We start from the raw sequence: 23,982 nt of genomic DNA on the forward strand, positions 1-23,982 counted from the left end.
CGCGCGGGTCGCCGTCGAACTGTGCCGACGCCCCATCCCTCGGCCCGCGCGTCGACACCGCCGGCCTACCGATGGACCGCCGTGTCGTCAGCCGACGGTAGGTGAACCAGCTTCGCTAGGTTCGAGCTTCGATGATCGCCGCTTCGATGCGCAGTCCGATCCCCGTCAGGGCAAGGAGGAACGCGAGGATGTGCGGTTCGGTCGACCCCGAGTTGCTCGACAGGGTCAGCAGCGAGAGCAAGAGCCCCGTGACTATCGCCATGGTGCCGAGTACACGCGTACCAGCGGCTCGCCGAGATCGAAGGTCCACGGCGGAGACCGTACCCACTACCTTGCGTCGAGACTGTCCGACTGCAGACGACACGAGCGTCTAGACGTGCTCCTCGGCCAGGCCGCGCCGCCCGAACACGTGCGCCGGAAGCGCAGCCTCCGCACCTGCTCGGGACCATCGGCGGTCGCCGCGAGGCTGCGCGAAAGAACACTCCACAGACAGCCAGGCCCGACGGTGTCAGGTGAGGCTACGACAGCCGACGACAGTCCTTCGTGGACGTTACCGAACAGCACACACCCTTGAGTTGCCGCAGTGGACTCACTAGATTCGATCCTCAGCCACGATCAGGGACCGGCCTCGAAATTCAGGAGAGTGACCCCATCGCATACATCGATCTAGGGGTGGATGAGACCGAGCTCCCAGGCGTCCGTGGGCCGCTGCGCTTCCGGCCGGAGACCGGTCAGCCGTTGCTTGAGCTGGTCGAGGTGCTGCTGCGCGGGCCGCATTCGCTCACCCCCGGGGAGCGGGAACTGATCGCCGCGTACGTCTCCGGCCGCAACGAGTGCACCTACTGCTGCTCGGCGCACTCGGCGTACGCGGCGGCGCAGCTCGACGAGGGCATGACCCTGGTCGACCAGGTACGCGCCGACCTGGACAACGCCCCGGTCACCGCGAAACTGCGCGCCCTGCTGCACATCGCCGGGGCCGTCCAGGTCAGTGGACGCGAGGTCACCCCCGAGCTGGTTGCGACCGCCCGTGCCGAGGGCGCCACCGACCTGGAGATCCACGACACGGTGCTCATCGCGGCGGCCTTCTGCATGTTCAACCGGTACGTCGACGGCCTCGGCACCCAACCGGCGGCCGACCCCGGGTGGTACGAGCGGGCGTCGGGGCGCATCGTCAACGCCGGCTACCGGCAGGTCGTCTGACGACTCCGGCCGGCGCCACCGGACCGAACCCCGCCCACCCCACGAGCAGAACCCGGAGCATCAGGTCATCGCACATATCGACCTTGGCCAGGACGAGCAGGTCTACCTGGGCATCCACGGCCTGATCCGTTACCGGCCGGAGACCGGCCGCCCCCTGCTGGCGCTGAACGAGGCGCTGTTGCGCGGGCCGCATTCGCTCACCCCCGGGGAGCGGGAGCTGATCGCCGCGTACGTCTCCGGTCGCAACGAGTGCCGGTTCTGCCAGGGCGCGCACTCTGCCTTCGCCGCCGTGCAGCTCGACGAGGGCATGACCCTGGTCGACCAGGTTCACGCCGACCTGGACAACGCCCCGATCTCCGCGAAACTGCGCGCCCTGCTGCACATCGCCGGAGCCGTCCAGGTCAGTGGACGCAGCGTCACCCCCGAACTGGTCGAGGCCGCCCGTGCCGAGGGCGCCACCGACCTGGAGATCCACGACACGGTCCTGATCGCGGCGGCGTACTGCATGTTCAACCGGTACGTCGACGGCCTCGGCACGCTCGTACCCGATGACCAGGAGTGGTATCTGGGACCGGCCGGACGGGTCGCCACCCATGGTTACCTGCCGGTGCTGGACCGCTGACCCGTACCGGTCACCCGAAGTTTCACCCGCTAGCCGAATTGGGGCGTGACGTCATGGCACACATCGACCTGGGCGTGGACGAGAACGAGTTTCCCGGGGTCCGGGGCCCGTTGAAGTACCGGCCGGTGACCGGCAAGCCGATGATGGAACTGGCCGAGACCCTGCTGCGTGGGCCGCTCAGCCTGTCGACGGCCGACCGCGAACTGATCGCCTCGTACGTCTCCGGCCTGAACGAGTGCACCTACTGCTGCTCGGCGCACTCGGCGTTCGCCGCTGCCCTGCTCGACGAGGGCATGACCCTGGTCGACCAGGTACGCGCCGACCTGGACAACGCCCCGGTCAGTGCCAAGCTGCGCGCCCTGCTGCACATCGCCGGGGCTGTGCAGCACAGTGGACGCAGCGTCACCCCCGAACTGGTCGGGGCGGCGCGCGCCGAGGGTGCCACCGACGAGGAGATCCACGACACGGTGCTGATCGCGGCGGCCTTCTGCATGGTCAACCGGTACGTCGACGGCCTCGGCACGTTCGCCCCGAGCGATCCGAAGTACTACGACGAGACGGCCCAGCGGGTCATCAGCGTCGGCTACCGCAACACGGTCTGAACCTGAACTTCACCCGTGCGCCGTGTACGAGGGGTGATGCTCAGGTAACGCGTGACGGTTTCCTGACCCGGCGTCGCCGATGCGTTCCCGTGACCGCCGCCCGCGCCTCCATGTCTAGGTTGCGAACGGGCCACGTACAGTGACCCCTCCATCGACGACGAGACTCTGCCCGGTCATGTAGGCCGCAAGCGGAGAGGCCAGGTAGACCGCTGCCGCGGCGGCATCGTCAGGGACGCCGATTCGACCCATTGGAATCTCAGGGACTTCCGCGGTGCGCTGGGCGGAATTCGCCGCCGCCGTTGCGATGGCACCGCAGGCCACCACGTTCATGCGGATGCCGTCGCCGGCGTACTCAGCAGCGACGGTCTTGGCGAGGCTGGCGAGCCCGGCCTTGGCAGCACCGTAGCCAGCCTGCATGGGTGCGGCCATGACCCCCGCGACGGACCCGACGCTGACGATGGACCCGCCGTCGCCTTGGGACAGGAAGACACGGATGGCAGCCCGGGCCGCGCGCACCACATAACGAAGGTTCATCTCGTACGCCAGATCCCAGTCGTCGTCGTCCATCTCGTGCAGGCGCACCGCGGGTACGAACGCGACCTGCCCTCCGACGACGGTCACCAGTGTGTCGAGCCGACCGAACTCGTCGGTGGTGCGGGTGACGAACCCGTCCAGATCCGAGCGCGAGCGCACGTCACCGACGAGCGGAACCGCGCGGGCACCAGACTCTGTCAACTCATGAACGGCATCATGTGCCCGGTCCGGATCGACGTCGGCGACGGCGACGGCTGCGCCGGCCGCAGCGAAGGCACGTGAGATCGCGCGCCCGATGCCTTCGCCTCCACCTCCGATCACCAAGGTGCTCATGCCGTCCAGTGGTGCAGCGAAGGGGTTCATGGCCGGATCCTTCCACAGGGCCCGCGCCCGCTGGCCCTGCTGAGCCAGGTCCCAGTACTGCGGCCCAGTGGGCTGCGCGACTGCCCTGCGGGCGGCCTCCGGCCCTTACTTCCACCCGATGCCGCCGCCTCCTGTACGGGGGCGTTTGGTCAGCCCGGGGCGTCCTCGTCCGCTGGCGGCCGGGGACGGCGGTAGTCCCGGATGTACGCCTCGACCTGGGATCGCAGCCACACCGAACCGGCCTGCAGAGTCTGGAACGGGCGCGGGAAATGCGGCTGCATGATGATCTGTCTGAACCGCGACCGGCTCACGCCGAGCATGTCCATGATCTCGCCTGGACCGACGAGCGGTCCCGGGACCTCCGGCTCACCCATGCGAATGACGGTAGGCATGCGCTGACCTACCCAAAACGGTCCGACTTAAGCGACCTGCTCGAAGAGGTCCGCCTTTTCAGGCCTGCCTGTGTTGACAGGGGGGCGATGGAGGGTGTGTGATCGGTGGCGCGGTACCCCCGGTCTGGTGGAGGCGGAGCCCGGCGGGCCGGGGTGCCGCAGAAACCGGACCCCGTGGGAGGCATCGATGAGGTTGCACGACGCCCGGAACCTCGAACTCGTGAAGCTGCGCCAGGACTTTCGGTGGGACTCTTGCGTGTCGTGGCTCTGGAGGGGCAGGGACCGGCTTGACCTCGCCCGCGCTGCTGGGTCTTGCCGGGCGGGGGCGAAGTGACCGCGCGTCGGCTGCCCCTGTTGATACGGGCCGCCTGGCACACGCTCGATTGGCACAGGCACCGCCGGTGCGCCGTTTGCGGCCCGAGCGGCTGGTGTCCTCTGGTTCGGGCGGCCAAGAACCGGACCACCGCCTGGCGTCGGTACGGCCCTCGCCGATGATCGAACTCAAGGCCGGCGACGTCCTGTACATAACCGCCGTATGTAGCGTCCAGTTCGTCAGGCCGATGATGTTCAGATTGATCAAGGTTCGGACTGACCTGATCACCTACGACGGCTGGGTTTGGCTCGACGGGTACCAGCTCGATGCCAAGGGCGAGGCCGTTGCCCGTCGGGAGATCTTCGTCCAGCCGGCGGGTTTGATCGTGCAACGACGAATCGCCCCCGTCATGCAACCGAGGCGACCCAGATCGCATATGAGGGCCTGAGCGGGTGCGGGGGTACACCCGCACGGGGTCATTAGGCCTTTTCCAAGCTGATCTCGCAGCTCAGGGTGGATGCGGCGAGCCCGGAGATCGATGAAGGCGAGGCTCCAGGTAAGACAGCGGTCATGCTGCTCGCAGCGGCACCTCAGGTCAGTCGTGGCGGTGACGCACGATGTAGTCGATGTAGCGGATGGTGTCCTCGCGGTTGTCCTCGCTGATCGAGTCCCACAGGTCCGCCAGCCAGTAGAGCGACCCCGACAGCATCCAGGCCCACCCCCGCACCCAGGTCGCCTCGTCGAACCCGAGCGCCTCCCGGTAGGCGGCCCGCGCGCGGGCATCGAACAGGCTCCAGCCCGGCCGCACCTCGACCGCCGGATCGCCGCGGCCGAGACCGCCGAAGTCGATCACCCCGGTGAGCCTGCCCCGGTCGACCAGCAGGTTGCCTTCCAGGAGATCACCGTGCAGCCATACCGGCGGTCCGGGCCACTCGTCCGCCGCCATCGCCTCGTCCCACGCCGCGGTCACCGCCCGCCCGTCGATCCGGGCGCCCAGCGCCGCGATCGACCGGCGGGTCAGCTCGTCCCGCTGCACCAGAGGTACGCCGCGCTGAATCCCCTCCTTGACCGGCCCGCCCATCGGGTCGATCGCGATCATCGCGCGCACGAAGCCGGCGAGGTCGACGGCGAGGTCGACGAGGTCCTGCCCGGCTTCCGGATTACGCCCGTCCAGCCACGGGACGACCGTCCACGGCCACGGATAGTCCCCGCCCGGCCGGCCAACCGCGATCGGCACCGGCACCGACACCGGAAGATGCGGCGCCAGACGCGGCAGCCAGGTCGTGTCGGTCGCCACCTGGTCGACCGCCCACTGCGCCCGCGGCAGCCGTGCGGTCAGGGAGTCACCCAGCCGGAACAGCGCGTTGTCGGTGCCGTTCAACGGCTGCGCAACGATCGGCAGGTCCGACCACTCGGGGAACTGCTCGTCGATCAGAGCGCGTACCTGCTCGACAACGACGACGATCTCTCCAGGTCGCATCGCGCGACCGTAGAACCCGCTCGATCATCCGTCAATCGAGATCGGGCCACGCCGAACCGTGCGCCGGATCGACCGCTTGTAGAGGATCCGCGCTCGTGGCGAACGAGCCATCGTCACGCTCAAGACCTGGAAGATCCTGGCCAAGCTGCGCTGCTGTCCCCGCCGCGCCGCCGCAATCGTGCAGGCCATCCTCGTCCTGCACCACGTCGAAGCGAATCGCTACGCGGGCCGGCCGCCATCACGCTGCTCAGGAATCCTCGACGGCGTCGGTCAGTCGGGCGGCGAGGCCTCGGATGTGGCTGACCAGCTCGGGTGGCTCGTGGATGCGGAAGCGGAAGCCGAACAGCGCGACGTAGACGGCGATCTCGTCCAGGGAGTTCGACCCGGTGTGCAGCATGCAGGTATCCGAATCGATGGCTTCGATGACGCCGACGGTGGGCGCGATTCGTTCGGCGGCGGCCTCCGCCGAGGCGTACAAAGTGATTTTGGCCTGGTAGCGGTAGGAGGCGGTGGACGCGCCGTGGGCCAGGTACGTGGCGAAGTCGGGGTCGGGTGCCTGTCGTGGCGTGAATCGGGGTCCGGTCGGGATGCGCGGCTGGATCCGGTCGACGCGGTAGGTGCGCCAGTCGCTTCGGTCGGTGTCCCAACCGATGAGGTACCAGCGCCGTCCGCTGTGGACGAGCCGGTGGGGTTCGGCGTCGCGTACCGACGAGGTGCCGTCGTGGCGACGGTAGTCGAAGCGGAGCCTCTGGTGGTCGCGGCAGGCTGCGGCGATGGCGACCAGCACGTCCGGGTCGACGGTGGGGCCGGTGGCGGGGACCGTGACGGTGACCGAGTGCAGCAGGTTGACCCGGTGCCGTAGGCGCGACGGCAGGACCTGTTCGAGCTTGGCCAACGCGCGTAGCGAGGTGTCTTCGATGCCGGCGACTGTGCCGCCGGCGGCGGTGCGCAGCCCGATGGCGACAGCGACGGCCTCGTCGTCGTCGAGAAGCAGCGGTGGGAGCTTCGCTCCCGCGCCGAGCCGGTAGCCGGCAGCGCCGGGGGTGGCGTGCACGGGGTAGTCGAGGTCACGCAGCTTCTGGATGTCGCGGCGCACTGTCCGTACGTCGATCTCAAGGCGCTGCGCCAGCTCGGCGCCGGACCACTCGCGGGGTGTCTGTAGCAGCCCGAGTAGCCGCAGCAACCGGGCGGAGGTTTCCAACATGGCCCGAGTCTGCCAGGAAGCTAGGGCCGGAGCTGTCCTAGCTCGCCCGTAGTGTGATGTTCATGAGCGAACAGATCACCCCGTTCCGGATCGAAATTCCCCAGGACCGCCTCGACGACCTGCGCCAGCGGCTCGCCGCCACCCGTTGGCCGGACGAGTCGCCCGCCACGGGCTGGGAGGCAGGGGTGCCGCTGGGTTATCTGAAGGATCTGGCCGACTACTGGCGCACCGAGTACGACTGGCGCGCCCATGAGGCTCGGCTGAACGAGTTCCCCCAGTTCACGACCGAGATCGACGGACAGAAGGTGCACTTCCTGCACGTTCGTTCGCCCGAGCCGGGAGCGGTGCCGCTCATCCTCACCCACGGCTGGCCCGGCTCGGTCGTGGAGTTCATGAACATCATCGGCCCGCTGACCGATCCCGCCCGGTACGGTGGCGATCCCGCCGACGCCTTCCATGTCGTGGCCCCGTCCCTGCCCGGCTTCGGCTTCTCCACCCCGCTCGCCGCACCCGGATGGGGCACCAGCCGGGTGACCCAGGCATGGGCCGAGCTGATGAAGCGCCTCGGCTACGACCGCTACGGTGCCCAGGGCGGCGACACCGGAGCGATCATCACCCCGGAGCTCGGCCGGATCGACTCCGACCATGTGATCGGGGTGCACGTCAACAACCTGGGCACCTTCCCCTCCGGCGATCCGGCCGAGTTGGCCGGCCTCACCGAGGCCGACCAGGCCCGCCTCGCGTTCATGACGACCTGGGGCCGGGACATGTCCGGGTACGCCATCGTCCAGTCGACCCGGCCGCAGACGATCTCCTACGCCCTCACCGATTCGCCGGTCGGTCAGCTCGCGTGGATCGTCGAGAAGTTCAAGGAGTGGACCGACCCGAGCGCCGGCCTGCCTGAGGACGCCATCGACCGTGACCTGATCCTCACCGACGTCTCGGTGTACTGGCTGACCGGCACCGCCGGATCCGCCGCCCGGATCTACTACGAGGACGCCCGCACCTGGGGCCAGGCCAGCCCGAGGTCACCGGTCCCGACCGGGGTGGCGGTGTTCCCCAACGACATCACCCTCCGTCCCCTCGCCGAACGCGACCACAACGTGGTGCACTGGAGCGAGTTCAGCAGTGGCGGCCATTTCGCCGCACTGGAGGCACCCGACCTCCTGGTTGGCGACGTGCGGAAGTTCTTCCGCCCGCTCCGCTGACCGCAACCGGACAGGACGGGACGGGACGGGACGGTGCCGAACGCCAGGAACTCGACGATCAGGCGCAGCGTGTCGGAGAGATCCTGGAGGGCGAACCGCTGTTGACCATCGGGACGGTCGCCGTCGGCGGCCACGCGTGGACACCCTGGCTGGAAGCGACGGCCACGGCCGGGGCCTTCGACGTTCCCCGGGGCAGTCGGGACACGCGTACCGTGTGCCGGTGACCGACCAGGACGCCAAGACGTACCTGGCCGCTGCCGCGGCCAACCTGACCTACAACGCGCCGCTGAGCGAGGGTCGGGTGACTGACCTGATCCGACGGCTGGTTCCCACCGGGGCCGACTGGCGTGCCCTGGACCTGGGCTGCGGCAACGGCGAGTTGCTCCTGCGGCTGTGTGAGGCCCACGGCATCGCCGGCCACGGCGTCGATCGTGGCGAGGGCGTGGAACGGGCTCGGCTGCACGCGGCGGAGAGGGGAGCGTCCGCCCGGGTCACGTACCACAGCGCGGATGCCGCGACCTGGGACCGACCCGCCGACCTCGTCGTCAACGTCGGAGCCAGCCAGATTTGGGGCGGTGCCGCGCACGCCCTCGCGGCGTTGCACCGTCTCACCGTGCCCGGCGGCAAGCTGCTGTTCGCTGATGGCTTCTACCAGGCCAGCCCCGGCGACCAGGTCCGGGAGACCTTCGGTGACCTGCCCGACCTGGCGACCCTGGCCCAACTCGCCGTGGACGCAGGGTTCCGGCCCCTGCATGTGTCCGTCTCCACCCTCGCCGAGTGGGACGACTTCGAGTCCGACTGGCGTGCCGGAATCGAACGCCTCGGCACGCGGGAGGCACGCGATTTCGCTGATCAGCGGCGCGACGAATACCTCAACGGGTACCGCGACGTGGTCGGCTTCGGATGGCTGATCCTGGCACCTGCCTGACCACCAGCCGCCGATACCGAGCGACACGTGCCCTTGTCTTTCCGAGCCGACGATTTCGCCGGTGCGCCCGCTGGTCGGCGTTGATGCCCGCCCACCTGCTCCGGAGCGCAGCGCCATAGCAGATCGACTCGCCTACGGGGCGTTGTCCACAGTGGCCTCGGCTGTCCACAGGCGGGTGTGCGCCACCGGCGGAGACTGCCGGGTTCCCGGCACGCTTTCCGGCAGCACCCCCGAGCCCGACTGCTGGAGGCCGCGATGCCACCCCGTACCTCGCTCCCACCGCACCGGCGGCTGCCCCTGCTGGTGACCTCGGACGACGACCTCCTCGACGACCTGCTCCGGCTGGCCGCCGCAGGCGGCGCCGAGGTCGAGGTGGCCGCCGACCCGGCCGCAGCCAGGTCCCGGTGGACACCGGCGCCCCTGGTGCTGGTCGGCGACGACCAGGCCCAGGCGTGCCTGCGGGCGCGGCTGCCGCGCCGGCCACGGATGGTCCTGGTGGGCCGCTCGGGGCAGCTCGACCCCGGTTGGGAGATCGCCGAGCTGATCGGGGCCGAGCACGTCGCCGTCCTCCCGGCCGCCGAGCCGTGGCTGGTGGACCGGTTCGCCGAGTGCGCGCCGGACCGCGCCGGCGACGGCGTGGCCCGGGTGGTCGCGGTGCTCGGCGGGCGGGGTGGCGCCGGGGCGAGCATCCTCGCGGGCGGGCTGGCCGTCACCGCCGCCCGGGCCCGGCTGCGCACCCTCCTCGTCGACGTCGACCCGCTCGGCGGCGGGCTGGACCTGGTGCTCGGCTGGGAGCAACTGGAGGGGCTGCGCTGGCCGGCGCTCACCGACGCCGACGGTCGGGTCGACCCGCCGGCGCTGGTCCGGGCCCTGCCCAGCCGGGGTGACCTGGTGGTGCTCTCCTGGGACCGGGGTGACCTGCTGGCCCTGCCCGCCCCGGCGATGGCGGCCACCCTGGAGGCGGCCCGCCGGGGGCGGGACTTCGTCGTGGCCGACGTGCCCCGACACCTCGACGACCCGGCCGTGCTCGCGTTGCAGGCCGCCGACCAGGCATTCCTGGTCGTGCCGGCCGAGCTGCGGGCCACTGCGGCGGCGGCCCGGGTGGTCGCCGCCGCCGCGCCGCACTGCGCCCAACTCTCCGTCGTCGTACGCGGCCCGGCCCCGGGGCGGCTGAAGGCCGTCGAGGTGGCCCGCTCCCTGGGGCTGCCGCTGGCCGGGACGCTGCGACCGGAGCCGGGCCTGTGCCGAGGGCTGGAACGGGGGGAGGCGCCCGCCGCCGACGGGCGTGGCCCGCTCGCCGCGCTCTGCCAGCGGATCGTCGGCGAGCTGACCGGCCTGCCCGCCTCGGGCGCGGCATGACCGCGCCTCCCGGCGGCGAGGAGCTTTCGAGCCGGGTACGCCAGCGCTTCGCCGTCGCGGACACCCCGGTCACCCCGGCCGCCGTCGTCTCCGCCGTACGCGCCGAGCCCGCCGCGGCGGTCCTCGGCGACACCGCCGTGCTCCGGATCGCCGGCCGGGTGCACGACGACCTCGTCGGCGCGGGTCCGTTGGCGCCCCTGCTCGCTGACCCCGAGGTGACCGACGTGCTGGTAGTCGAATGTCCCTCAGGCCTCCCGCTGGTAGGTGCCGCTGGCCAGCCGGCGGCGGATGCGCCGTACGGCATCGGCGGTCTCCCGGTCCAGGATCGGCAGCAGCGGGATGACGTCGCCGATCATGGGTGGCGAAACGGCGGCCCCTCGGGCGGTCTGAGCCCGGCGGATGGAGTAGACGATCAGGCCAGCGAGCAGGGACGAGGCTAGGGCGGCGGCGGCACGGCCGATGGTGCTGTGCATGGTGCGGCTCCTCAGTGCAGGCGTGCTGGTGGAACAGGGATAGGTCTGGGGAACCGGCGGCCTCCGACGGGCAGCCGGCAGCGTGCCCACCCGGGCGGGCGGGTGCGGGCCGGATTAGGCAGGCCGCGGGTCGATGTGCTGCGCGGGCCCGGCGGCCGGGATATCGGACCGGGGGCGGAGCTGGCCGAGGCGGGCGAGGGCGTGATCGATGGCGGCCCTGGCCGCCTCCGCGATCAGCAGCTCGATGCCGCCCCGCGGGGGCTTGACCGTGAGGCTGGTGATCTGCTCGACGCCGGGGCCTCCGGGCGTGCCGGGGCAGCCGGTGCCGGCCGTCGCGAGGGTGGGTAGGCCCGGGGTGCCGGCCAGTGGGCCTCGGTCGTGGGCCGGCCGGGCGGGGCGGGCGGAGCAGGGGGCCGGGTCGACGGCGGTCCAGCGGGCGGCAGGCGCGGCCCGGTCCGGCTCGTCGGCGGCCACGGGCTCGGCGGGCGCTGGCGGTGCGGTGACGGCCTCACCGCCGGGCAGCGGGCTCGCGTCGGTCGCCGGCAGGGTGGTGGGCGGCTCGACGGCCGGCGGGGTGCTGGTCGGCGGGGCCGGTGCGGGCGCGGTCGGCGTCGGGGTGACCTCGACGGTGACGGGCGGGGTGGTCACGTCGACCACGGGGGTGTCCACGACGATCGGCGGCACCGAGATCACGACGGGCGGGATGTCGACCGGCGGGGCGGGCGGGACCTCGATGACGACCGGGGGCAGTTCGGCCGGAGGGATGTCGATGATGGGGTCGGGGGCGGGTGCCGGGTCGTCGGCGGGCGGGTCGGGCTCCCGTGTCGGCTCGGGCAGCACCTGGTCGACGACGGCCTCGACGGTGTCGCCGATCTGGCCGGGCAGGTCGAGCAGTTCCCCTGGCTGCTCGGCGGCGGTGGCCGGCTGGTCGTCTGCGTGTGCGGCGCTGTCGAGGGCGGTGAGGCCGGCCCAGGCGGCGGCGGTGATGGTGCCGGCCAGGAGCCAGCGTCGAAGGGTGCGGGTCATGGCCAACACCTCCCCCAGGTGTGATCCACGGAACTGCCTACGGTTATGGATACCTTGCCGCGCCGCAAGCATGATCCTCTTCCATGCAGATCGCCATCTTCGTACATGCGTGCGAGAAATGCACGCGTGGCGACGCGGCATGTTCGATCAGCTACGGTGATCAAAGTCGATTCGGCCGGGTTGAGTGGATCTACTATGGAGCACCGGGGCGCTTCGCGGCGGAATCTCCCGACTGTGCAGATAACGCGAAACGGTTTCCTGCTCGGGCGTGTCGAGAATGAGCAGGCCGGCTGCTCGTGATGAGTAGCCGGCCTGCTTGACGTCTCGGGTCAGTGGGCGTCGCGGCGCACCTTCGCGAACCGGTTCCACACCTTCCGGCCGGCGCGCAGCCGGGAGCCGGAGCCCTTGCAGCGGCGGCACGTCCGCCACACCTTCGAGTCGGCCCGGGTGAACTTCCCGCGGCCGTCGCAGCGCCGGCAGCGGGCGAACGGCCACCACCAGCACGACCCGGCGTACCCGACAGCGGCGAGCAGGAGAGCGCCCAGGAGCCAGCCCCACGGCATGGGGTGCTCCTGGGTAGCGGTAGCGGCGATCAGGGGTCTCACGAGGCCTCCAGGGGCGGTTTCGGGGGTCTGAGCGGCGGTGGTGCTACGTGCTACCCGCCGAGGTATCCGCAGGTCGCGGGCCTCGGCGGGTAGCGGCAGCCGGGTAGCAGCCGTGCTACCGGTAGCAGGACGCGTGCTACCGGGATCCGATCGCCCGGCGCTGGATTGCGGCCTCGATCGACGCCTTGTCGCACCCCTGGCCGACGCCCTTGTCGAAGTGGTCCGCGTCTTTCACCGACTTGCCTTTCACGCCGAGCTTGCGGACCATCGCGGAGATCGCGTCAGGGGTGATGTCGGCGTACGCCTCCGGGTAGACCTCGCGCAGCCGAGCCGCGAGCGCCGGCCACGAGATGGTGGCCTTCCCGGCGTAGAACACGTTCCGGACGTCGCCGAGCACGTCGCGGGCCTCCCGGGCGACCTCCTCGCCCGCGGCCTCCCCGGACAGGGTGCCGGCGCGTTCCCGGTGGGCGCGGGCGGCCAGCAGGATCCGTTCGGCGTCGACGTGGGTCGCCAGGAACGTCCGCACGGTCGGGGTGTCGTCGGTGACCCCGTACAGGTAGCCGACTCCGCGGTATTCGTCGCCGACGGGCAGGCTGGACGCGTCGAACCCTTCGGCGTACGCGTCGCCGCCGAGCACGGCCTCGCTGACGAGCCGGTTGCCGCACTTCAACGCGAACCGGGCCGCGTGGTTGTCGCGGTACCGGTTGAACAACCGGCCGACGTCCCCGGCGCCCACCCCGGACGGCTTCTGCGACGACGACAGCAGGATCACCCCGGCGGACGGGCCGGTCGCGAGGATCCGCGACAGCATCGCCGCGATCTCCTTGTTGGTGTCCTGGTCCTCGGTCTCGAAGTAGACCTGGAACTCCTCCATCACCAGCAGCCACACCCGCAGGTCCGGATACCGGGGGTCGCATGCCAGCTCCTCGGTGAGCTTGCCTTCCGGGCAGACATCAGCCGGGAGCTGCGACAGCACCTGGTTGACCCTGTCGATGTGCTTGAGGATCTCCCGCAGGGCGGCGAGCAGGTGTTCCACCGGGTCGTTGTCACGCGGATTCGGGTGGGTGCCGAAGACGATCCGGTGCGCGACCAGCCGGAACTTGTCCCAGTCGGGGCTGTTCTTGCCGTCGACGACGATCAGCTTCACCCACGGGTCGAGGGCGGCGTGCAGGGCCAGCAGCCGGGCGGAGAACGTCTTGCCCTTGCGGGGCTGCGCACCGACCAGCACCGACGTCCACATCAGCATCAGCTCGACGAGCCTGTCCCGTTCGTCCTTGCCGAACTTCACCGGCCGCCAGATGGTGCGCGGCTTGCAGTCCAGCAGCGGGGTCCGGCCGACCGGCACAGCCAGGGGGTCGCGGTCGGCGACGAAGAGCATGTGGCGTCGGTTCGACGACTTATCGCGGGTCAGGAACACCTGGTTCTCGTGCACGTCGAGCCCGGAGGCGAGCCGCTCCTTGGCGCCGACGACATCAGGCCAGCCCTTGCCGTACGGCAGGTCCACCAGCACCTGTGATCCGGTTTCCCGCTGGTCGCGGGACATCGGCCCGCCGAACTCGATCTGCTGGTCGCGCTTCTCCGCGTGGCCGAGGCCGGCGGCGTAGTAGGCGCGCAGGACGATGTCACTGTTGAGCTTGCGGTACCGCGGGGCGACGACGGCCGGGCGGATGATGGGTCGAGTCTTGGGGCGACCGTAGTGGGCGAGGACGGGCACGAGCGCGCCACCGGCGGCGAGGACGATCCACCCGGGCGCGGCGGCGAGCAGGCCGAGCGTGATGAGCAGCAGCACGCCCTCGCCGGCCAGGACCAGGCCGCGGTACAGCCGGATGGCGCGGGCCTCCCGGGTGAGCCGGGACCAGGTGTCGGGGTCGTTGCGGGTGGCCGCTTCCTGCCGCAGGTGTTCCTGCTCGGCGACCCACCACCAGCGGAGCTGGCGGCCGGTGAGACGGGCGGCGCCGACGACGGACCAGCCCAGTGCCAGCGCGGCGTATCTCGGCGATCGGACCGCGTGGTAGGCGGCGACGTGGCCGGTCACCTCCGCCTTCCGGCGCAGGGTGGCCTTGATGCTGTCGGGGCCGCGCCACTGGGCGGGGATGATGGGCCGCCGGTCGTCGTCCTTGCTGACGACATCCACGTACACCGGCTTGCGGGTGTCGGGCTCGTCGTCCAGCTCGATCTCGAAGTGGGTGTCCTGCGGCACGCCCTGGGCGAGGCCGTCACGCTGAATCTGGTCGGTCATGCTGTCGTCCTCACGTGCTGGGTGCGGGGCCCGGCCGGGCTTGAAGTGCTGGCGGCCGGGCCCCGCTGCGGGTCAGTGCGCGGTCAGGTCAGCGGCGGTACCAGGGGACGTTCTTCTCCGCCTTGATGACGGCGGCGTTGGCCTTCAGGTACTCGTCGTTCACGTCCCGGGTCTTGCTGCTGACCTGCTTCAGGTGCTTCCGGGCGGCCTGGTGGGCGGCGATGGCGGCGCGCTTCTCGTCCTTGCTGGGCATGTGCTTCTCGCTTCCTGTCGTTGTGGCGTCCAGGTGGTCTGGCCGCTCCCGCGTGCCGCCGGGTGATGGGCCGGCGGCACGCGGGGCGGGTCAGCGGCGGTTGCGGAGCTGGTCGGCCTGCCGGCGGATCTCATCCCGGGCGGCGAGCCGGGCGTCGCGGTCCCGGCCGCCGGGGAGGCGCTGCGCGGCCTGGTCGTGACGGCGGGCCTCGGCGTCCAACTCGCGCGCCTGTCGGCTGTCGTCGACGCCGCCGAAGATTCCGGACAGCTCGCCTCGTCGTCCCTGCCTCATGTGCTTCTCGCTTCCTGTTGTGGCCGTCCAGTGGGTCTGGCGGCCTCCGCGCGGGCGCCCGGTGATGGGCGGACGCCCGACGGGGGCGGTCAGACCGCGATGACCAGGGCTGCGACGAACAGGAAGCCGATGTGCCAGGACTGGTCGAGCGCGTACATCCCGCCGCCGTGTTCCAGCCACGCCGGGTCCTTCCCGAGCCGGTCGGCGAGCCACCGCAGCGGGGTGCGCCGGTCGGCGATGTAGTGGCTGACCGCGCTGACCGCGAGCCCGGCCAGCAGCGGCACCACCTCGGGTCGCCACCCGGTCGCCGCGGCGAGCGCGGCCAGGGCGAGCACCGCCGTGACGGTGTAGGTGGCCACGTGCGCGGCGCACGCCCACCGGCCGGCCCAACCGGGGAGGCCCTTGTGGTCGGCCTGGTGCTGGGTCTGCACCCAGTGGTCGGCGACCTGGTGCGCCACGTAGAGGGCGACGAACACGGCGGCGACGGCGGCTAGGCCAGCGGTGGCTGCGGGGATCACCTGGTGCCGTCCTTCCGGCTGCTGGTGGTCCGGCCGGCCGGCCTGGCCTGCTGGCTGGGCTTGGGTCGCGCACTGCCGGTACCGGCCCACTCGGCGCGTTTCCACGGCTTCCCGCCGAGGACGGCGACCGGGGGCAGGTCGGTGGGGACGATGCCGCTCATCGAGCGTCCTCACGGACCAGGTGCGCCAGGGCGGCGCCCATGCCGAGCACGGCGACCGGGAGGCACGCGACGGCGGTGGTGATCTGCCACGGGGCCGACGTGACGCCAGCGGCGACGAGCAGGTGATAGGCGACCTGGCCGAGCGCGCCGACGATCAACGAGCCGAGGGCGGACCACTTGGCGAACCGCAGCGCCGGGGCGGGCACCCGGCCGGACAACCACACGTAGAGCGCGTACGCGCCGTAGGTCTCGACGCCGATCGGCAGCGTGATCGCCGAGTTGATGGAGAGGCTGTCCCAGATGCCCGGCAGCGGGTGGACGATGCCGAACCCGGTGAGTCCGCCGAGGCCGACCCACCCGGACCAGATCGCCACGAACGCCGGCAGCGCCAGCAGCACCACGGGCCAGGCGACGGCCCGCCGACGGGGCGCGGACGGGGCGTCCGTGCCCGGGTGACCGACCGGCGTGACCTCGGGCGACACGTCAGCCGCCGGGAGGGCCGTGGCGGGCTCCGGAGCGGGCTCGACGGCGGACCGTACCCGGGTGTCCGCCGGGGTCAGCACCTCAGCCGGGGCGACGTCGACGGCCAGCGAGACCGGCGCGGCGGCGGGCTCCGGGGGCGCGACCGGGGCGGGTTCGGTCGGCTCGGACACCCGGGTCTGCGCCGGGTCGGCGGCGGGTCCGAGGGGCACGTCGATCGGGTCCGTGACGGTCGGCTCGGCGTGGGCCCACGGGTCACCGGGCGACTCGTCGGCCTGGTCGTCATCCAGGTCGGTCGGCAGCCCGGCGGCCCGCCGCCGAACCGCCACACCGGCCGCCGCGTGGACCAGTTCGGCTACGTCCCGGCGTGTGATCCCGTACTCGGCGGCCACCTCGTCGGCCGTGAGCAGGGTCCCGCCCTCCTCGGCGCGATTGACCACCGCCCGTAGCACCTGATTCAGCACCGGCCGGGCGTCGGCGACCGGCTCGGCGTTGGCCCAGGGGTCACCGGCGCCGGCGACGACGCTGTGCACGCGCTCGGCCTGCTCCCGATCGACGTCGAAGGCGGCAGCCACCTGCTCGACGGTCCAGCCGGCCTGGATGGCCTGGTCGAGACCGAGCGCGTCACGGACCTGCTCCCGGGCGAGCAGGTCGCGCAGCTCGTCGGCCTTCGGCGCACCGATCCGGAACTCGCGCATCAGCCGGTTCCGCGACGGCACCTCGTCCAGCTCGGCGGCCAGCTCGCGGGCCTTGGGCAGCAGCGCGTCGACGGGCTGCGGGTACTTCGTGCCGTTGATGGTCGGGGCGGTCATCGGGTCAGCTCCCTCATGCGGACCGGGGCCGGCCGGGTCTGCGCCGGTGCCGGGGTGGCGTGCGCGGCCCGGATCGAGGCGGCGGACTGGTTGGCGTGGCGCTCGCACAGCCACACGGCCACCAGGGGCGGGCCGGCCATCAGGACCGGGCCGACGACGGCGGCGACGATCAGCAGTTCGTTGTTCATCGGCGGGACTCCTTCGGCTTGCTGGCGTCACGGAGCACCTGCTCGCTCGCGGCGGCGGTGTCCCGGGTCGGCCGCTTGCTCGCCCAGTCGTAGAGCGGCAGCGGCTTGCTGTCGGGTCGGTTGTCGGGCATCGATCAGCCCTCCAGGGCGATCGGGACACACATGCCGACCGCGCCGATCTCGGCGCGCGTGCACGGCTGCGTCACGTGGTTGGTGTAGGCGGCCAGGCCAGCCAGCAGGGCGCAGACGGCGACCGTGCGGCAGACCAGGCGCGAGATGCGGGCACCCATCGCGGGCACCTCCTCAGGCATGAGGGGTGGTCAGGGGCGGAGGGGGTGGCGCGGGTCAGCCGAGGACGTCGGCGAGCAGCCGGTGGTGGGCGGCGAAGACGCCGCCGCCGTAGGCGTCGGCGAGGTGCCGGACGACGCAGTCGAGGTCGACGGCCGGCACCCACGCGGCGCGGCGGGCGTCGTCGCGCCCCTCGACGTCCGGCAGCACGCCGGGGTGCTCGCCCAGGTCGAGCAGGACCGGCGTGGTGACCATCCACGCCTCGTCCGACGCGCGCGGGTCCGGCACGTAGCGGGCCGGCATCACGCAGTACGCCTGCGTCCGGTCGACGGTCAGGCCGGTCTCCTCGGCCAGCTCCCGCACGGCCGCGTCGCGCGTGTCCTCGCCCGGGTCGACGTAGCCGCCGGGCAGCGCCCAGCCGCGGCCGTCGGCGCGCTCGACCATCAGCAGCCACGGCCATCCGCCGTGAGCGCCGGGGGTCGTGGCGGTGACGATCGCGTCGGCGCACTGCTGCTCACCCCAGTGCCCCAGGCAGTTCCGGCCGTAGCGGGTGCCGGTGGGGGCGTGCGGGTTGACCGGGCGGCCGTCGACCACCTCGAACGGAATCGCGGCGCGGGCCTGACGCTTCGCCCAGTCGATCGTCGCGGGGTCCATGGTCGGGTCCGCCCAGGACGCCCCGGCGGCGATGCCGGCCAGGACGGACGGGTCGGTGTACTCGACACCGGGCTGCGCGCCCGGGGCGTCGTGGTGGAAGATGCGGATCATGGTCGACTCCAGTCAGTCGTCCTAGGCCCTCGACCGGCGCTCGAATCGCTGGTCGGGGGCTGCCCCGTCTCTGGGGCTTGTGGGTGTTATGACACCCACCGTACAGTGGGTGTTATGACACCCGCAAGCCCCAATCCCCCGCGCCGTTATGACACCCTTCCGACCGTGAGCAAGGGGACATCACTCCAGAGCTTCCGCGTGGCCAGCGACCTATGGCGACAGTTCGCTGAGCGCACGAAGCTCGCCGGCACGAACCGGTCTGAGGTGCTCCGCCGCTTCATTGCCTGGTACCTGCGGGAGCCCGACGCCGAACTGCCGGAGCGTCCCGAGCCGCCCGCCTGACCCCAGACACACGAAAGCGCCCCCGCCGGCCGGAGCCGAGCGGGGGCGCAGTGCGTTGCAGGGACGGGGCAGGAAAGCGTGTTCCTACTCCGGGGCCGGTGCGGGCCGGGCGGCCTCGACGACGGAACGACGGAAGACCCACGCCGTGCCCACCCGGGCACCCACCAGCTGGCTGGCCTCCACGCGCTTGTGCACGGCCTGCTTGCTGATGCCGAGGATGTCGGCGGCCTCCTGGAGGGAGACGAGGTCGGGGATCTTCGGGTCGCGCGGCGGGGAGGTGCTCATGCCTCGTCCTCGAAGTCGTCCTCGTCCTCGATGCAGTAGTTGATGATCTCGACGCCGTCCAGCTTGGTGCAGGCGGTGATGTTGGTCAGGAGCGGCTCGCGGTCGCCGCCGAGGACGTCGAGCCGGGTGCCCTCGATGAGGAAGAGCGGTCGGTCCTGCATCAGGAGGCGGGAGGTCATCGCGGACGCCTCGTCAGCGACGGTGATGCAGATGACGTCGCGGTCGGTGGACTGCCACTCGGCGCGGTAGCAGGAGACGCCAGCCTCGGTGGCGTCGGTTTCGAAGTTGGCGGAACGGCCGCTCTCGGGGGCCTCGCCGAACCGTACGTACATCGTCTCCGTCATGCCATGAGCGTACCCGACGCGGTTGACAGGCGTCAACCCAGACTTGCGGGAAGATTGGCGGCTCATCAGGGATTCCTGGTTGACGAACGTCAACCACGTGCGCTAGTCTATGAGCACAGGCAGGGAGCACCGACCGAGGGAGACAGAGATGACCAAGCAGGACAAGATCACCGCCGAGCGCATCCGCAACGGCCGCGCCGCGATCATGTTCCCCGCCATCCAGGCCACCGGCCGCCCCGCCCGGTATCTCGACGGCCCGGCCGGCGCCCGCCACCACCTCCTCACTGCCCGCTCCGCCGCCGCCCCCTCCGCCCCCCGCACCGTCCGGACCACCCACACCGGCCAGCGGGTCGTGATGCGCCGCACCGGCCGCCTGGTCTGACCCGCCCCGGGGCCGGCCACCCGGCCGGCCCCACCCCGGACGCACTGCGGCCCCGACCTCCACCAGGAGGCCGGGGCCGAGTCGTCTGCGGGCCGGGTCAGGATTGCGCTTTCCTCTGCCGTAGCACATCGCCGGCATGATCAGGGCGTTATCCACAGCCAGCCGCGTCGTCCACAGGCCCGGGTCGCGGCCGGCCCGCGTCGGGGCATCCTGGCCCGGTCGGCGCGGCCACCCTCCGGGCCGCCGGCCACACCCGAGGGCGGTGGGGCGGCGAGGTCGGCAGGCCACCGACGTCCGGGCCCGGACAGCACGAAACGGCCCCGCCCCCACGAGGGGAGCGGGGCCGCCGTCGTCGTTGGTCGGCGCTGGCCAGGACTACCGGCGCGGTGCTGCCACCCGGGCCACGGTCGCCGGCGACCACACCCGGCCGCGGCCGACCATCGCCACGATCAGCGGAGCGACCACGGCCACCAGGCCGAGGATCGCCGACTGCTGGCCGTCGGACACCGGCAGGCCGAACGCCACCAGCAGCGCCAGCACGGCGGTCACCGCCGCAGTGAGCACGCCGACGGTCACCAGCGGCTCCGTGGCCGCCGAGTCGAGCGAGGGGATCTGGGTCATCAGTACCTCCTGGGTACGGTCGTGGGGTGGTGCGATACAGGCGGATCCCCGCAGGGTGGGCGGAGATCCCGGAGCCGTGCCCGGCCGGACACCGGGACGCGCGAGGGCAGCCGGAGACCAACCCGGCGTGGGGTGGGTGCCCGGGTCGAGGGCTGCGGGGTGATGGGCCGGCAATGGCGGTGCCGCCGGGTCGACTGCGGGCAGGTCACGCAGGACCGGCACCAGCACCGGGGCCGGTAGGGCTACGGGCAGCCGAACTCGGTGCGGAGCAGGGCGATCGACTCGGCGATCCGCTGCCCGGCCGGGGTCTGCGGCGGGGCCTCCCGGTACGCGTCATCCAGGGCCACCACCACCCCGCACATCTGCCGGGCCGACACCTGCCGGGACTCCTCCGCCACCCGGCCCGCCCGCTGCGCCGCGATCAGCGCCGTCCCGGCGGCCAGCACCGCCGTCAGCAGCACCACCACCAGGACGTGCCAGCCGCGCCAGCTCACGGCGGATCACCCGCCCCGGACGACGCGGGCGACGACGATGAGGACGACGGCGACGACGACGCTGAGGGCGGAGAGCCAGATGCGTCCGACGTCCCCGCCTCGCGTCGCAGGCTGAGCACCCCGCCCACCGCCGGCCCGGTCAGCAGGGTCACCGCGGCGACCAGCAGCGCCTCGGACGCCTTGCCGGGTGGCACCAGCACGGCCTGGTGGACGATCACCCCCAGGCCAACCGTGACGCAGCCGAGGTCCCGTAGCGCCCGGGTGAGTGGCTCCAGCCTCACTCACGTGCGGCGGCGGTGAGGCGGGCGCCCAGCTCGTCGGCGACCTGGGCGGCCAGAGCGTGCGGGATGGCCGCGGCGATTGCCTGCGGGGTGAGGACCCGCAGCAGCTCCGCAGCCACTGCCTGCTCGTCGACGTCGGCGGTACGCCCGGCGGCGGCGACCATGACCGCCAGCGGCGACCCGGCGGCCGGCAGCGACCCGGGGACCCTGGTGCTGGGCGGCGAGATCAGCCAGTTGCGGAGGTTCGCCAGGTCGGCCAGGACGTCATCGACAGTGCGGGCCGGGTTGCCCGTGTCTCGGCGGATCTTGTCGGTGAGCTGCATCTCGGGTACCTCCGGTGGGGTCGGCCGGATCAGGCCGATGGTGGTCAGGTAGCGGCGGAACAGCGGGGTCTGGTCCCGGCCCGCCTTGATCGCGTCGCGGAAGAAGCTGATGTGCGTGTGCCACAGGTGCGACGAGTCGCCGGTGGCGCGGCGGCCGAGCCGATCCCACCGACGGACGGCCCGGCCGTCCGGGCTGTAGATGACCTCGCGGATGTCGAAGGTGTCCGGCGCACCGTCGTCGCACTGCCCGGCCAGCCACGCCGAGAACGAGCGCAGGTCATGGGTGCGACCGCCAGCCCGGACGGTGAAGCTGCCGACGTCCAGGGCCGAGGCGTAGTCACTCAGCCCCGCCCGATCCCGGGTCGACTCCCGCACCGAGTAGTCGTCGCCGTCGACCCGATCCTCACCGCAGTGGTAGCCGCCGCGGTGGGCCGGGTCGCCGACGATCCCGACCTCGGCCGGGTCCAGGTCGGCGGGCACGGTTCGTCCGGGGTGTAGGTCGAGGTAGTCGAGCAGGAGCCGGCGCGCGGCCAGCAGGGTCTCGGGTGCGCGGGTCATGTATGGCCCCTCTCTCGTTCTCATCAGGTGGCGGCGGTGCTTTACGGCGGCCGGTACACTCCCGACCCGCACGGCGTCGACGTCCACAAGGGAGAATCAATGTCATCACTGCTGAGGCGTTGGCTGCCGCTGCTCGTGGCGCTCGCATGGGTGGGGCTCTGGGTGGTGGCGCTCCGGCCTGCGGTCGGCCCAGCCAACGACGCCTACCGCTACGCCCGGACCAGCCTGGAGCTGCTCGGTCAGTCACGAGCCGACGCGCAGCGCGAGGCCCTCGCCGCGTACTGCGGGGAGCTGGCACGCTGGGATGCCCGGCGCGCGGCCGTCAATCCCCTGACAATGGACGGTCCACCCCGGATCGCCGCCCGCACCCGCGCGTGCATCGCGAAGTACCCGGACGGGCTGACGCCGAACGCGCCGCGCTACGAGGCGATCTTCGCCGACCGGCCGGGCTACCCCGCGCTCGCCGCCCCGCTGGTGGCGGTGCTCGGGGTCAACACGGGCCTCGCCGCGACATCCGTGCTATGCACCGCGATCGGCGGCCTGCTGATCTTCCGACTGCTGCGCGAGGCCGGCGTGCCACCACACCTGGCGGTGGCCGGCCAAGTCGCCTACTACGGCTCCCCGATCGGATGGTGGGGCTCCTACCCGCTGACCGAGGGGCCGGTCATGGCGCTCACCGTGGCCGCGCTGCTCGGCGCGTGGTGGCTGCTGCGGCGACGCACGGTGGCCGGGGTGGCCCTGGTGCTCGGCGCACTGGTCGCTGGCACCGCGCTGCGGCACTCCACATTCCTGCTGATCGCGGCAGGCCTGGCCGCCGCCGGTCTGCTCATCCTGGCCACGATCCGGCAACACCGCCACGCCGGCACCTGGCTCCTGGTCGCCGTCAGCAGCCTGGCCACGATCGGCATCCTCGCGATGGCCAAGGCACTTGGCCTGTCCGGCGTCGGCGAAACCTTGCAGGACAAGTGGACCGGCAACTTCACACGCCCCGACGTCGACGACCCCTGGCGGCGGCTGGTGGACCTCACCGCCACCTACTGGCCGCAATGGCTCCAGCAGGAGCTCCGGTCGCCGTGGCTGCTGCTCGGCCTCGCCCTCGGCGCGTGGGCACTACTACGCCACGATCGCGCCCTGGCCTGGCTCACGCTGGCCCTCGCCAGCACCGGACTGGCCACCCAGGTCGCCCATCCGGTCGTTAGCCAGAGCGATCGGCTCTACGTCGCACTGTGGCTGGTGCCGGTGGTCGGCATCCCGGTACTGCTGGCGCGGCGAGTGCCGACCAGCAGCAAGACAGAGCCCGCACCCACCGCCGCCCCGTCACTTGTGCACTAGGCACTTCGGGTCGGCCTCGACCGTCCTGAAAGCGGCGTACACCGAGTGGTGGCCGCAGGCGTACACGCCGGAGCGGGGCTGCCAGCTGCCGTACGCCCGGCACGCGTTGCGGGCCCGGGCGGTCACCGCCGGACCGGACGAGTAGTCCCACCACCACTGCACCTGCGACAGCCGGGCGTCCTGCCAGTACATGGGCAGCACGTAGTACCTGCGGTCCCACCAGCGCACCGGGTCGTCGGTGCCCAGCTCGCGGACCGCCCGGCCGGCGGCGAGGTGATCGACGTGGTTGTCGACCGTGTGCGACGGCGCCCAGAGGCCGACGTCCCCGCCGATCTGGTCGGCGCAAGCCACGATCGCGGCCTTCGCCGCCGCGATCGTCACGCCCTCGTTGGGCAGGCCGGCCTCGTGGATGCGCTCCTGCGGGATGCCCAGCGCGCCGGCCGCCGCGACCAGCTCCCGCAGCCGGGCCTCCCCGAACGACTGCTCGGTCAGCGGCTGGTAGCCCTCCACGGCGGGGTTGTGCGGCACACCCCACCAGCCCATCGTGCCGCCGCCGTTGAGGCCCTCCAGCACGACGGACTTCTCCCCGCGGCTGAGAAGCAGGATGTGCACGTCGCGGCCGGCGGCGACGTGCTCGGCCAGGACCACGCCGGCGGCGAGCGTCTCGTCATCGGCGTGGGCAGTGACGAACAGGGCAGGACGGCCCATGATTTCTC

The 23,982-nt window shown here is 71.9% G+C and carries 35 protein-coding genes and 2 pseudogenes; 12 read left to right on the top strand and 25 right to left on the bottom strand.

All coding sequences use genetic code 11. From position 1 onward, the window contains the following. Positions 1–115: 115 nt before the first annotated feature. Positions 116–262, bottom strand: a complete 147-nt coding sequence (locus tag ACFYZF_RS16185; RefSeq protein ID WP_387020855.1) for a hypothetical protein — start codon at positions 260–262, stop codon at positions 116–118. Positions 263–651: 389 nt separating this feature from the next. Here ACFYZF_RS16185 and ACFYZF_RS16190 point away from each other — a divergent pair, with 389 nt between their 5' ends. The 3 genes from ACFYZF_RS16190 (at position 652) to ACFYZF_RS16200 (ending at position 2,424) form a co-directional block, all read left to right on the top strand. Continuing rightward, positions 652–1,200: a carboxymuconolactone decarboxylase family protein gene (locus ACFYZF_RS16190; RefSeq protein WP_387021557.1), complete on the top strand. Its 549-nt coding sequence runs from the start codon at positions 652–654 to the stop codon at positions 1,198–1,200. A gap of 67 nt (positions 1,201–1,267) precedes the next feature. Continuing rightward, positions 1,268–1,822 carry a carboxymuconolactone decarboxylase family protein gene (locus ACFYZF_RS16195; protein ID WP_387021559.1) on the top strand — a complete coding sequence of 185 codons (555 nt, stop codon included), beginning with the start codon at positions 1,268–1,270 and terminating at the stop codon, positions 1,820–1,822. A gap of 53 nt (positions 1,823–1,875) precedes the next feature. Then, positions 1,876–2,424, top strand: coding sequence for a carboxymuconolactone decarboxylase family protein (locus tag ACFYZF_RS16200; protein WP_387020857.1), 549 nt, complete (start codon positions 1,876–1,878; stop codon positions 2,422–2,424). A gap of 114 nt (positions 2,425–2,538) precedes the next feature. On the opposite strand, the gene ACFYZF_RS16205 is transcribed toward ACFYZF_RS16200, so the two are convergent. Then, the gene (locus tag ACFYZF_RS16205; protein ID WP_387021562.1) at positions 2,539–3,291 is read right to left on the bottom strand and encodes an SDR family NAD(P)-dependent oxidoreductase; all 753 of its coding nucleotides are present in this window, start codon (positions 3,289–3,291) and stop codon (positions 2,539–2,541) included. A 179-nt stretch (positions 3,292–3,470) separates the two neighbouring features. Continuing rightward, positions 3,471–3,695: a helix-turn-helix transcriptional regulator gene (locus tag ACFYZF_RS16210; RefSeq protein WP_387020860.1), complete on the bottom strand. Its 225-nt coding sequence runs from the start codon at positions 3,693–3,695 to the stop codon at positions 3,471–3,473. A 509-nt stretch (positions 3,696–4,204) separates the two neighbouring features. Here ACFYZF_RS16210 and ACFYZF_RS16215 point away from each other — a divergent pair. Then, positions 4,205–4,474, top strand: a complete 270-nt coding sequence (locus tag ACFYZF_RS16215; protein WP_387020862.1) for a hypothetical protein — start codon at positions 4,205–4,207, stop codon at positions 4,472–4,474. A gap of 147 nt (positions 4,475–4,621) precedes the next feature. Here the strand turns inward: ACFYZF_RS16215 and ACFYZF_RS16220 are convergent, their stop codons facing one another. Next, entirely contained in the window at positions 4,622–5,506 is an 885-nt protein-coding gene (locus ACFYZF_RS16220; protein WP_387020865.1) for an aminoglycoside phosphotransferase family protein, read from the bottom strand. Between the two features lie 85 nt (positions 5,507–5,591). Here ACFYZF_RS16220 and ACFYZF_RS16225 point away from each other — a divergent pair. Continuing rightward, positions 5,592–5,735 (top strand): annotated as a pseudogene (locus ACFYZF_RS16225) (IS5/IS1182 family transposase); the annotation flags it as partial. An 18-nt stretch (positions 5,736–5,753) separates the two neighbouring features. On the opposite strand, the gene ACFYZF_RS16230 reads toward ACFYZF_RS16225, so the two are convergent. Further along, a complete protein-coding gene (locus ACFYZF_RS16230) occupies positions 5,754–6,710 on the bottom strand; it encodes a helix-turn-helix transcriptional regulator (protein WP_387020868.1) in 957 nt (318 codons plus the stop codon). 74 nt (positions 6,711–6,784) lie between these two features. On the opposite strand from ACFYZF_RS16230, the gene ACFYZF_RS16235 reads away from it, so the two are divergent. The 4 genes and pseudogenes from ACFYZF_RS16235 to ACFYZF_RS16250 all read left to right on the top strand — a co-directional run. Further along, positions 6,785–7,918, top strand: coding sequence for an epoxide hydrolase family protein (locus tag ACFYZF_RS16235; protein WP_387021564.1), 1,134 nt, complete (start codon positions 6,785–6,787; stop codon positions 7,916–7,918). A 220-nt stretch (positions 7,919–8,138) separates the two neighbouring features. Further along, the gene (locus ACFYZF_RS16240) at positions 8,139–8,846 is read left to right on the top strand and encodes an SAM-dependent methyltransferase (RefSeq protein WP_387020870.1); all 708 of its coding nucleotides are present in this window, start codon (positions 8,139–8,141) and stop codon (positions 8,844–8,846) included. A gap of 255 nt (positions 8,847–9,101) precedes the next feature. Then, positions 9,102–10,205, top strand: coding sequence for a septum site-determining protein Ssd (gene ssd, locus ACFYZF_RS16245; RefSeq protein WP_387020873.1), 1,104 nt, complete (start codon positions 9,102–9,104; stop codon positions 10,203–10,205). Further along, positions 10,202–10,438 (top strand): annotated as a pseudogene (locus ACFYZF_RS16250) (pilus assembly protein CpaF); the annotation flags it as partial. The gene ssd and the pseudogene ACFYZF_RS16250, both read left to right, overlap by 4 nt. 12 nt (positions 10,439–10,450) lie before the next feature. Here ACFYZF_RS16250 and ACFYZF_RS16255 read toward each other — a convergent pair. The 13 genes from ACFYZF_RS16255 to ACFYZF_RS16315 all read right to left on the bottom strand — a co-directional run bounded on the left by ACFYZF_RS16255 (position 10,451) and on the right by ACFYZF_RS16315 (position 18,304). Next, complete coding sequence (locus tag ACFYZF_RS16255) at positions 10,451–10,678, bottom strand: hypothetical protein (RefSeq protein WP_387021601.1); 228 nt, start codon at positions 10,676–10,678, stop codon at positions 10,451–10,453. Positions 10,679–10,792: 114 nt separating this feature from the next. Continuing rightward, positions 10,793–11,704, bottom strand: coding sequence for a hypothetical protein (locus tag ACFYZF_RS16260; RefSeq protein WP_387020876.1), 912 nt, complete (start codon positions 11,702–11,704; stop codon positions 10,793–10,795). A 329-nt stretch (positions 11,705–12,033) separates the two neighbouring features. Continuing rightward, positions 12,034–12,309 (bottom strand): hypothetical protein, encoded by a 276-nt coding sequence (locus tag ACFYZF_RS16265; protein WP_387020879.1) that lies wholly within the window; start codon positions 12,307–12,309, stop codon positions 12,034–12,036. Positions 12,310–12,445: 136 nt separating this feature from the next. Next, positions 12,446–14,548: a cell division protein FtsK gene (locus ACFYZF_RS16270; protein WP_387020882.1), complete on the bottom strand. Its 2,103-nt coding sequence runs from the start codon at positions 14,546–14,548 to the stop codon at positions 12,446–12,448. 88 nt (positions 14,549–14,636) lie between these two features. Then, complete coding sequence (locus ACFYZF_RS16275; RefSeq protein WP_387020885.1) at positions 14,637–14,801, bottom strand: hypothetical protein; 165 nt, start codon at positions 14,799–14,801, stop codon at positions 14,637–14,639. 90 nt (positions 14,802–14,891) lie between these two features. After that, complete coding sequence (locus ACFYZF_RS16280) at positions 14,892–15,092, bottom strand: hypothetical protein (RefSeq protein ID WP_387020888.1); 201 nt, start codon at positions 15,090–15,092, stop codon at positions 14,892–14,894. Positions 15,093–15,181: 89 nt separating this feature from the next. Beyond that, the gene (locus ACFYZF_RS16285; protein WP_387020891.1) at positions 15,182–15,610 is read right to left on the bottom strand and encodes a DUF3307 domain-containing protein; all 429 of its coding nucleotides are present in this window, start codon (positions 15,608–15,610) and stop codon (positions 15,182–15,184) included. Further along, entirely contained in the window at positions 15,607–15,771 is a 165-nt protein-coding gene (locus ACFYZF_RS16290; protein ID WP_387020894.1) for a hypothetical protein, read from the bottom strand. The genes ACFYZF_RS16285 and ACFYZF_RS16290 overlap by 4 nt, the downstream gene beginning before the upstream one ends. Continuing rightward, positions 15,768–16,541, bottom strand: a complete 774-nt coding sequence (locus ACFYZF_RS16295) for an ABC transporter permease (RefSeq protein ID WP_387021567.1) — start codon at positions 16,539–16,541, stop codon at positions 15,768–15,770. The genes ACFYZF_RS16290 and ACFYZF_RS16295 overlap by 4 nt, the downstream gene beginning before the upstream one ends. A gap of 518 nt (positions 16,542–17,059) precedes the next feature. After that, complete coding sequence (locus ACFYZF_RS16300) at positions 17,060–17,251, bottom strand: hypothetical protein (protein WP_387020897.1); 192 nt, start codon at positions 17,249–17,251, stop codon at positions 17,060–17,062. Then, positions 17,248–17,382, bottom strand: a complete 135-nt coding sequence (locus ACFYZF_RS16305) for a hypothetical protein (RefSeq protein ID WP_387020899.1) — start codon at positions 17,380–17,382, stop codon at positions 17,248–17,250. Before ACFYZF_RS16305 ends, ACFYZF_RS16300 begins: the two co-directional genes overlap by 4 nt. Before the next feature lie 3 nt (positions 17,383–17,385). Beyond that, a complete protein-coding gene (locus ACFYZF_RS16310) occupies positions 17,386–17,541 on the bottom strand; it encodes a hypothetical protein (RefSeq protein ID WP_387020902.1) in 156 nt (51 codons plus the stop codon). A 55-nt stretch (positions 17,542–17,596) separates the two neighbouring features. After that, positions 17,597–18,304, bottom strand: a complete 708-nt coding sequence (locus ACFYZF_RS16315; RefSeq protein ID WP_387020904.1) for an NUDIX domain-containing protein — start codon at positions 18,302–18,304, stop codon at positions 17,597–17,599. Positions 18,305–18,469: 165 nt separating this feature from the next. On the opposite strand from ACFYZF_RS16315, the gene ACFYZF_RS16320 reads away from it, so the two are divergent. After that, positions 18,470–18,646 (top strand): hypothetical protein, encoded by a 177-nt coding sequence (locus ACFYZF_RS16320; RefSeq protein ID WP_161684849.1) that lies wholly within the window; start codon positions 18,470–18,472, stop codon positions 18,644–18,646. Positions 18,647–18,730: 84 nt separating this feature from the next. On the opposite strand, the gene ACFYZF_RS16325 is transcribed toward ACFYZF_RS16320, so the two are convergent. Together ACFYZF_RS16325 and ACFYZF_RS16330 are read right to left on the bottom strand one after the other, a co-directional pair. Further along, on the bottom strand, positions 18,731–18,931 hold the full coding sequence (locus tag ACFYZF_RS16325; protein WP_387020907.1) for a helix-turn-helix domain-containing protein: 201 nt from the start codon (positions 18,929–18,931) through the stop codon (positions 18,731–18,733). Then, entirely contained in the window at positions 18,928–19,275 is a 348-nt protein-coding gene (locus tag ACFYZF_RS16330; protein WP_387020911.1) for a hypothetical protein, read from the bottom strand. Before ACFYZF_RS16330 ends, ACFYZF_RS16325 begins: the two co-directional genes overlap by 4 nt. A 148-nt stretch (positions 19,276–19,423) precedes the next feature. Here ACFYZF_RS16330 and ACFYZF_RS16335 point away from each other — a divergent pair, with 148 nt between their 5' ends. Continuing rightward, complete coding sequence (locus ACFYZF_RS16335; RefSeq protein WP_387020914.1) at positions 19,424–19,657, top strand: hypothetical protein; 234 nt, start codon at positions 19,424–19,426, stop codon at positions 19,655–19,657. A gap of 375 nt (positions 19,658–20,032) precedes the next feature. Here the strand turns inward: ACFYZF_RS16335 and ACFYZF_RS16340 are convergent, their stop codons facing one another. The 4 genes from ACFYZF_RS16340 to ACFYZF_RS16355 all read right to left on the bottom strand — a co-directional run bounded on the left by ACFYZF_RS16340 (position 20,033) and on the right by ACFYZF_RS16355 (position 21,934). Further along, positions 20,033–20,278 carry a hypothetical protein gene (locus tag ACFYZF_RS16340; protein WP_387020916.1) on the bottom strand — a complete coding sequence of 82 codons (246 nt, stop codon included), beginning with the start codon at positions 20,276–20,278 and terminating at the stop codon, positions 20,033–20,035. A 242-nt stretch (positions 20,279–20,520) separates the two neighbouring features. Next, positions 20,521–20,772, bottom strand: coding sequence for a hypothetical protein (locus ACFYZF_RS16345; RefSeq protein ID WP_387020919.1), 252 nt, complete (start codon positions 20,770–20,772; stop codon positions 20,521–20,523). Next, positions 20,769–21,053: a hypothetical protein gene (locus tag ACFYZF_RS16350; protein WP_387020922.1), complete on the bottom strand. Its 285-nt coding sequence runs from the start codon at positions 21,051–21,053 to the stop codon at positions 20,769–20,771. The genes ACFYZF_RS16345 and ACFYZF_RS16350 overlap by 4 nt, the downstream gene beginning before the upstream one ends. Continuing rightward, complete coding sequence (locus tag ACFYZF_RS16355; protein ID WP_387020924.1) at positions 21,050–21,934, bottom strand: hypothetical protein; 885 nt, start codon at positions 21,932–21,934, stop codon at positions 21,050–21,052. Before ACFYZF_RS16355 ends, ACFYZF_RS16350 begins: the two co-directional genes overlap by 4 nt. 99 nt (positions 21,935–22,033) lie before the next feature. On the opposite strand from ACFYZF_RS16355, the gene ACFYZF_RS16360 reads away from it, so the two are divergent. Further along, positions 22,034–23,266, top strand: coding sequence for a hypothetical protein (locus ACFYZF_RS16360; protein ID WP_387020927.1), 1,233 nt, complete (start codon positions 22,034–22,036; stop codon positions 23,264–23,266). On the opposite strand, the gene ACFYZF_RS16365 is transcribed toward ACFYZF_RS16360, so the two are convergent. Next, on the bottom strand, positions 23,252–23,974 hold the full coding sequence (locus tag ACFYZF_RS16365) for a PIG-L deacetylase family protein (RefSeq protein WP_387020929.1): 723 nt from the start codon (positions 23,972–23,974) through the stop codon (positions 23,252–23,254). The genes ACFYZF_RS16360 and ACFYZF_RS16365 overlap by 15 nt on opposite strands. Between the last annotated feature and the right edge of the window lie 8 nt (positions 23,975–23,982).

The sequence above is a fragment of the Micromonospora sp. NPDC001898 genome (assembly GCF_042891255.1).
Taxonomy (GTDB): Bacteria; Actinomycetota; Actinomycetes; order Mycobacteriales; family Micromonosporaceae; genus Micromonospora.

Excerpts from the sequence above, each read along its gene's own strand:
- ACFYZF_RS16220 (WP_387020865.1), bottom strand. The coding sequence starts at position 5,506 with ATGCGACCTGGAGAGATCGTCGTCGTTGTCGAGCAGGTACGCGCTCTG.
- ACFYZF_RS16290 (WP_387020894.1), bottom strand. The coding sequence starts at position 15,771 with ATGAGCGGCATCGTCCCCACCGACCTGCCCCCGGTCGCCGTCCTCGGC.
- ACFYZF_RS16315 (WP_387020904.1), bottom strand. The coding sequence starts at position 18,304 with ATGATCCGCATCTTCCACCACGACGCCCCGGGCGCGCAGCCCGGTGTC.
- ACFYZF_RS16260 (WP_387020876.1), bottom strand. The coding sequence starts at position 11,704 with ATGACCCGCACCCTTCGACGCTGGCTCCTGGCCGGCACCATCACCGCC.
- ACFYZF_RS16340 (WP_387020916.1), bottom strand. The coding sequence starts at position 20,278 with ATGACCCAGATCCCCTCGCTCGACTCGGCGGCCACGGAGCCGCTGGTG.
- ACFYZF_RS16365 (WP_387020929.1), bottom strand. The coding sequence starts at position 23,974 with ATGGGCCGTCCTGCCCTGTTCGTCACTGCCCACGCCGATGACGAGACG.
- ACFYZF_RS16300 (WP_387020897.1), bottom strand. The coding sequence starts at position 17,251 with ATGAACAACGAACTGCTGATCGTCGCCGCCGTCGTCGGCCCGGTCCTG.
- ACFYZF_RS16360 (WP_387020927.1), top strand. The coding sequence starts at position 22,034 with ATGTCATCACTGCTGAGGCGTTGGCTGCCGCTGCTCGTGGCGCTCGCA.
- ACFYZF_RS16215 (WP_387020862.1), top strand. The coding sequence starts at position 4,205 with ATGATCGAACTCAAGGCCGGCGACGTCCTGTACATAACCGCCGTATGT.
- ACFYZF_RS16330 (WP_387020911.1), bottom strand. The coding sequence starts at position 19,275 with ATGACGGAGACGATGTACGTACGGTTCGGCGAGGCCCCCGAGAGCGGC.
- ACFYZF_RS16210 (WP_387020860.1), bottom strand. The coding sequence starts at position 3,695 with ATGGGTGAGCCGGAGGTCCCGGGACCGCTCGTCGGTCCAGGCGAGATC.
- ACFYZF_RS16185 (WP_387020855.1), bottom strand. The coding sequence starts at position 262 with ATGGCGATAGTCACGGGGCTCTTGCTCTCGCTGCTGACCCTGTCGAGC.
- ACFYZF_RS16275 (WP_387020885.1), bottom strand. The coding sequence starts at position 14,801 with ATGCCCAGCAAGGACGAGAAGCGCGCCGCCATCGCCGCCCACCAGGCC.
- ACFYZF_RS16255 (WP_387021601.1), bottom strand. The coding sequence starts at position 10,678 with ATGCACAGCACCATCGGCCGTGCCGCCGCCGCCCTAGCCTCGTCCCTG.
- ACFYZF_RS16230 (WP_387020868.1), bottom strand. The coding sequence starts at position 6,710 with ATGTTGGAAACCTCCGCCCGGTTGCTGCGGCTACTCGGGCTGCTACAG.
- ACFYZF_RS16200 (WP_387020857.1), top strand. The coding sequence starts at position 1,876 with ATGGCACACATCGACCTGGGCGTGGACGAGAACGAGTTTCCCGGGGTC.
- ACFYZF_RS16270 (WP_387020882.1), bottom strand. The coding sequence starts at position 14,548 with ATGACCGACCAGATTCAGCGTGACGGCCTCGCCCAGGGCGTGCCGCAG.
- ssd (WP_387020873.1), top strand. The coding sequence starts at position 9,102 with ATGCCACCCCGTACCTCGCTCCCACCGCACCGGCGGCTGCCCCTGCTG.
- ACFYZF_RS16280 (WP_387020888.1), bottom strand. The coding sequence starts at position 15,092 with ATGAGGCAGGGACGACGAGGCGAGCTGTCCGGAATCTTCGGCGGCGTC.
- ACFYZF_RS16325 (WP_387020907.1), bottom strand. The coding sequence starts at position 18,931 with ATGAGCACCTCCCCGCCGCGCGACCCGAAGATCCCCGACCTCGTCTCC.
- ACFYZF_RS16205 (WP_387021562.1), bottom strand. The coding sequence starts at position 3,291 with ATGAGCACCTTGGTGATCGGAGGTGGAGGCGAAGGCATCGGGCGCGCG.
- ACFYZF_RS16335 (WP_387020914.1), top strand. The coding sequence starts at position 19,424 with ATGACCAAGCAGGACAAGATCACCGCCGAGCGCATCCGCAACGGCCGC.
- ACFYZF_RS16310 (WP_387020902.1), bottom strand. The coding sequence starts at position 17,541 with ATGGGTGCCCGCATCTCGCGCCTGGTCTGCCGCACGGTCGCCGTCTGC.
- ACFYZF_RS16355 (WP_387020924.1), bottom strand. The coding sequence starts at position 21,934 with ATGACCCGCGCACCCGAGACCCTGCTGGCCGCGCGCCGGCTCCTGCTC.
- ACFYZF_RS16305 (WP_387020899.1), bottom strand. The coding sequence starts at position 17,382 with ATGCCCGACAACCGACCCGACAGCAAGCCGCTGCCGCTCTACGACTGG.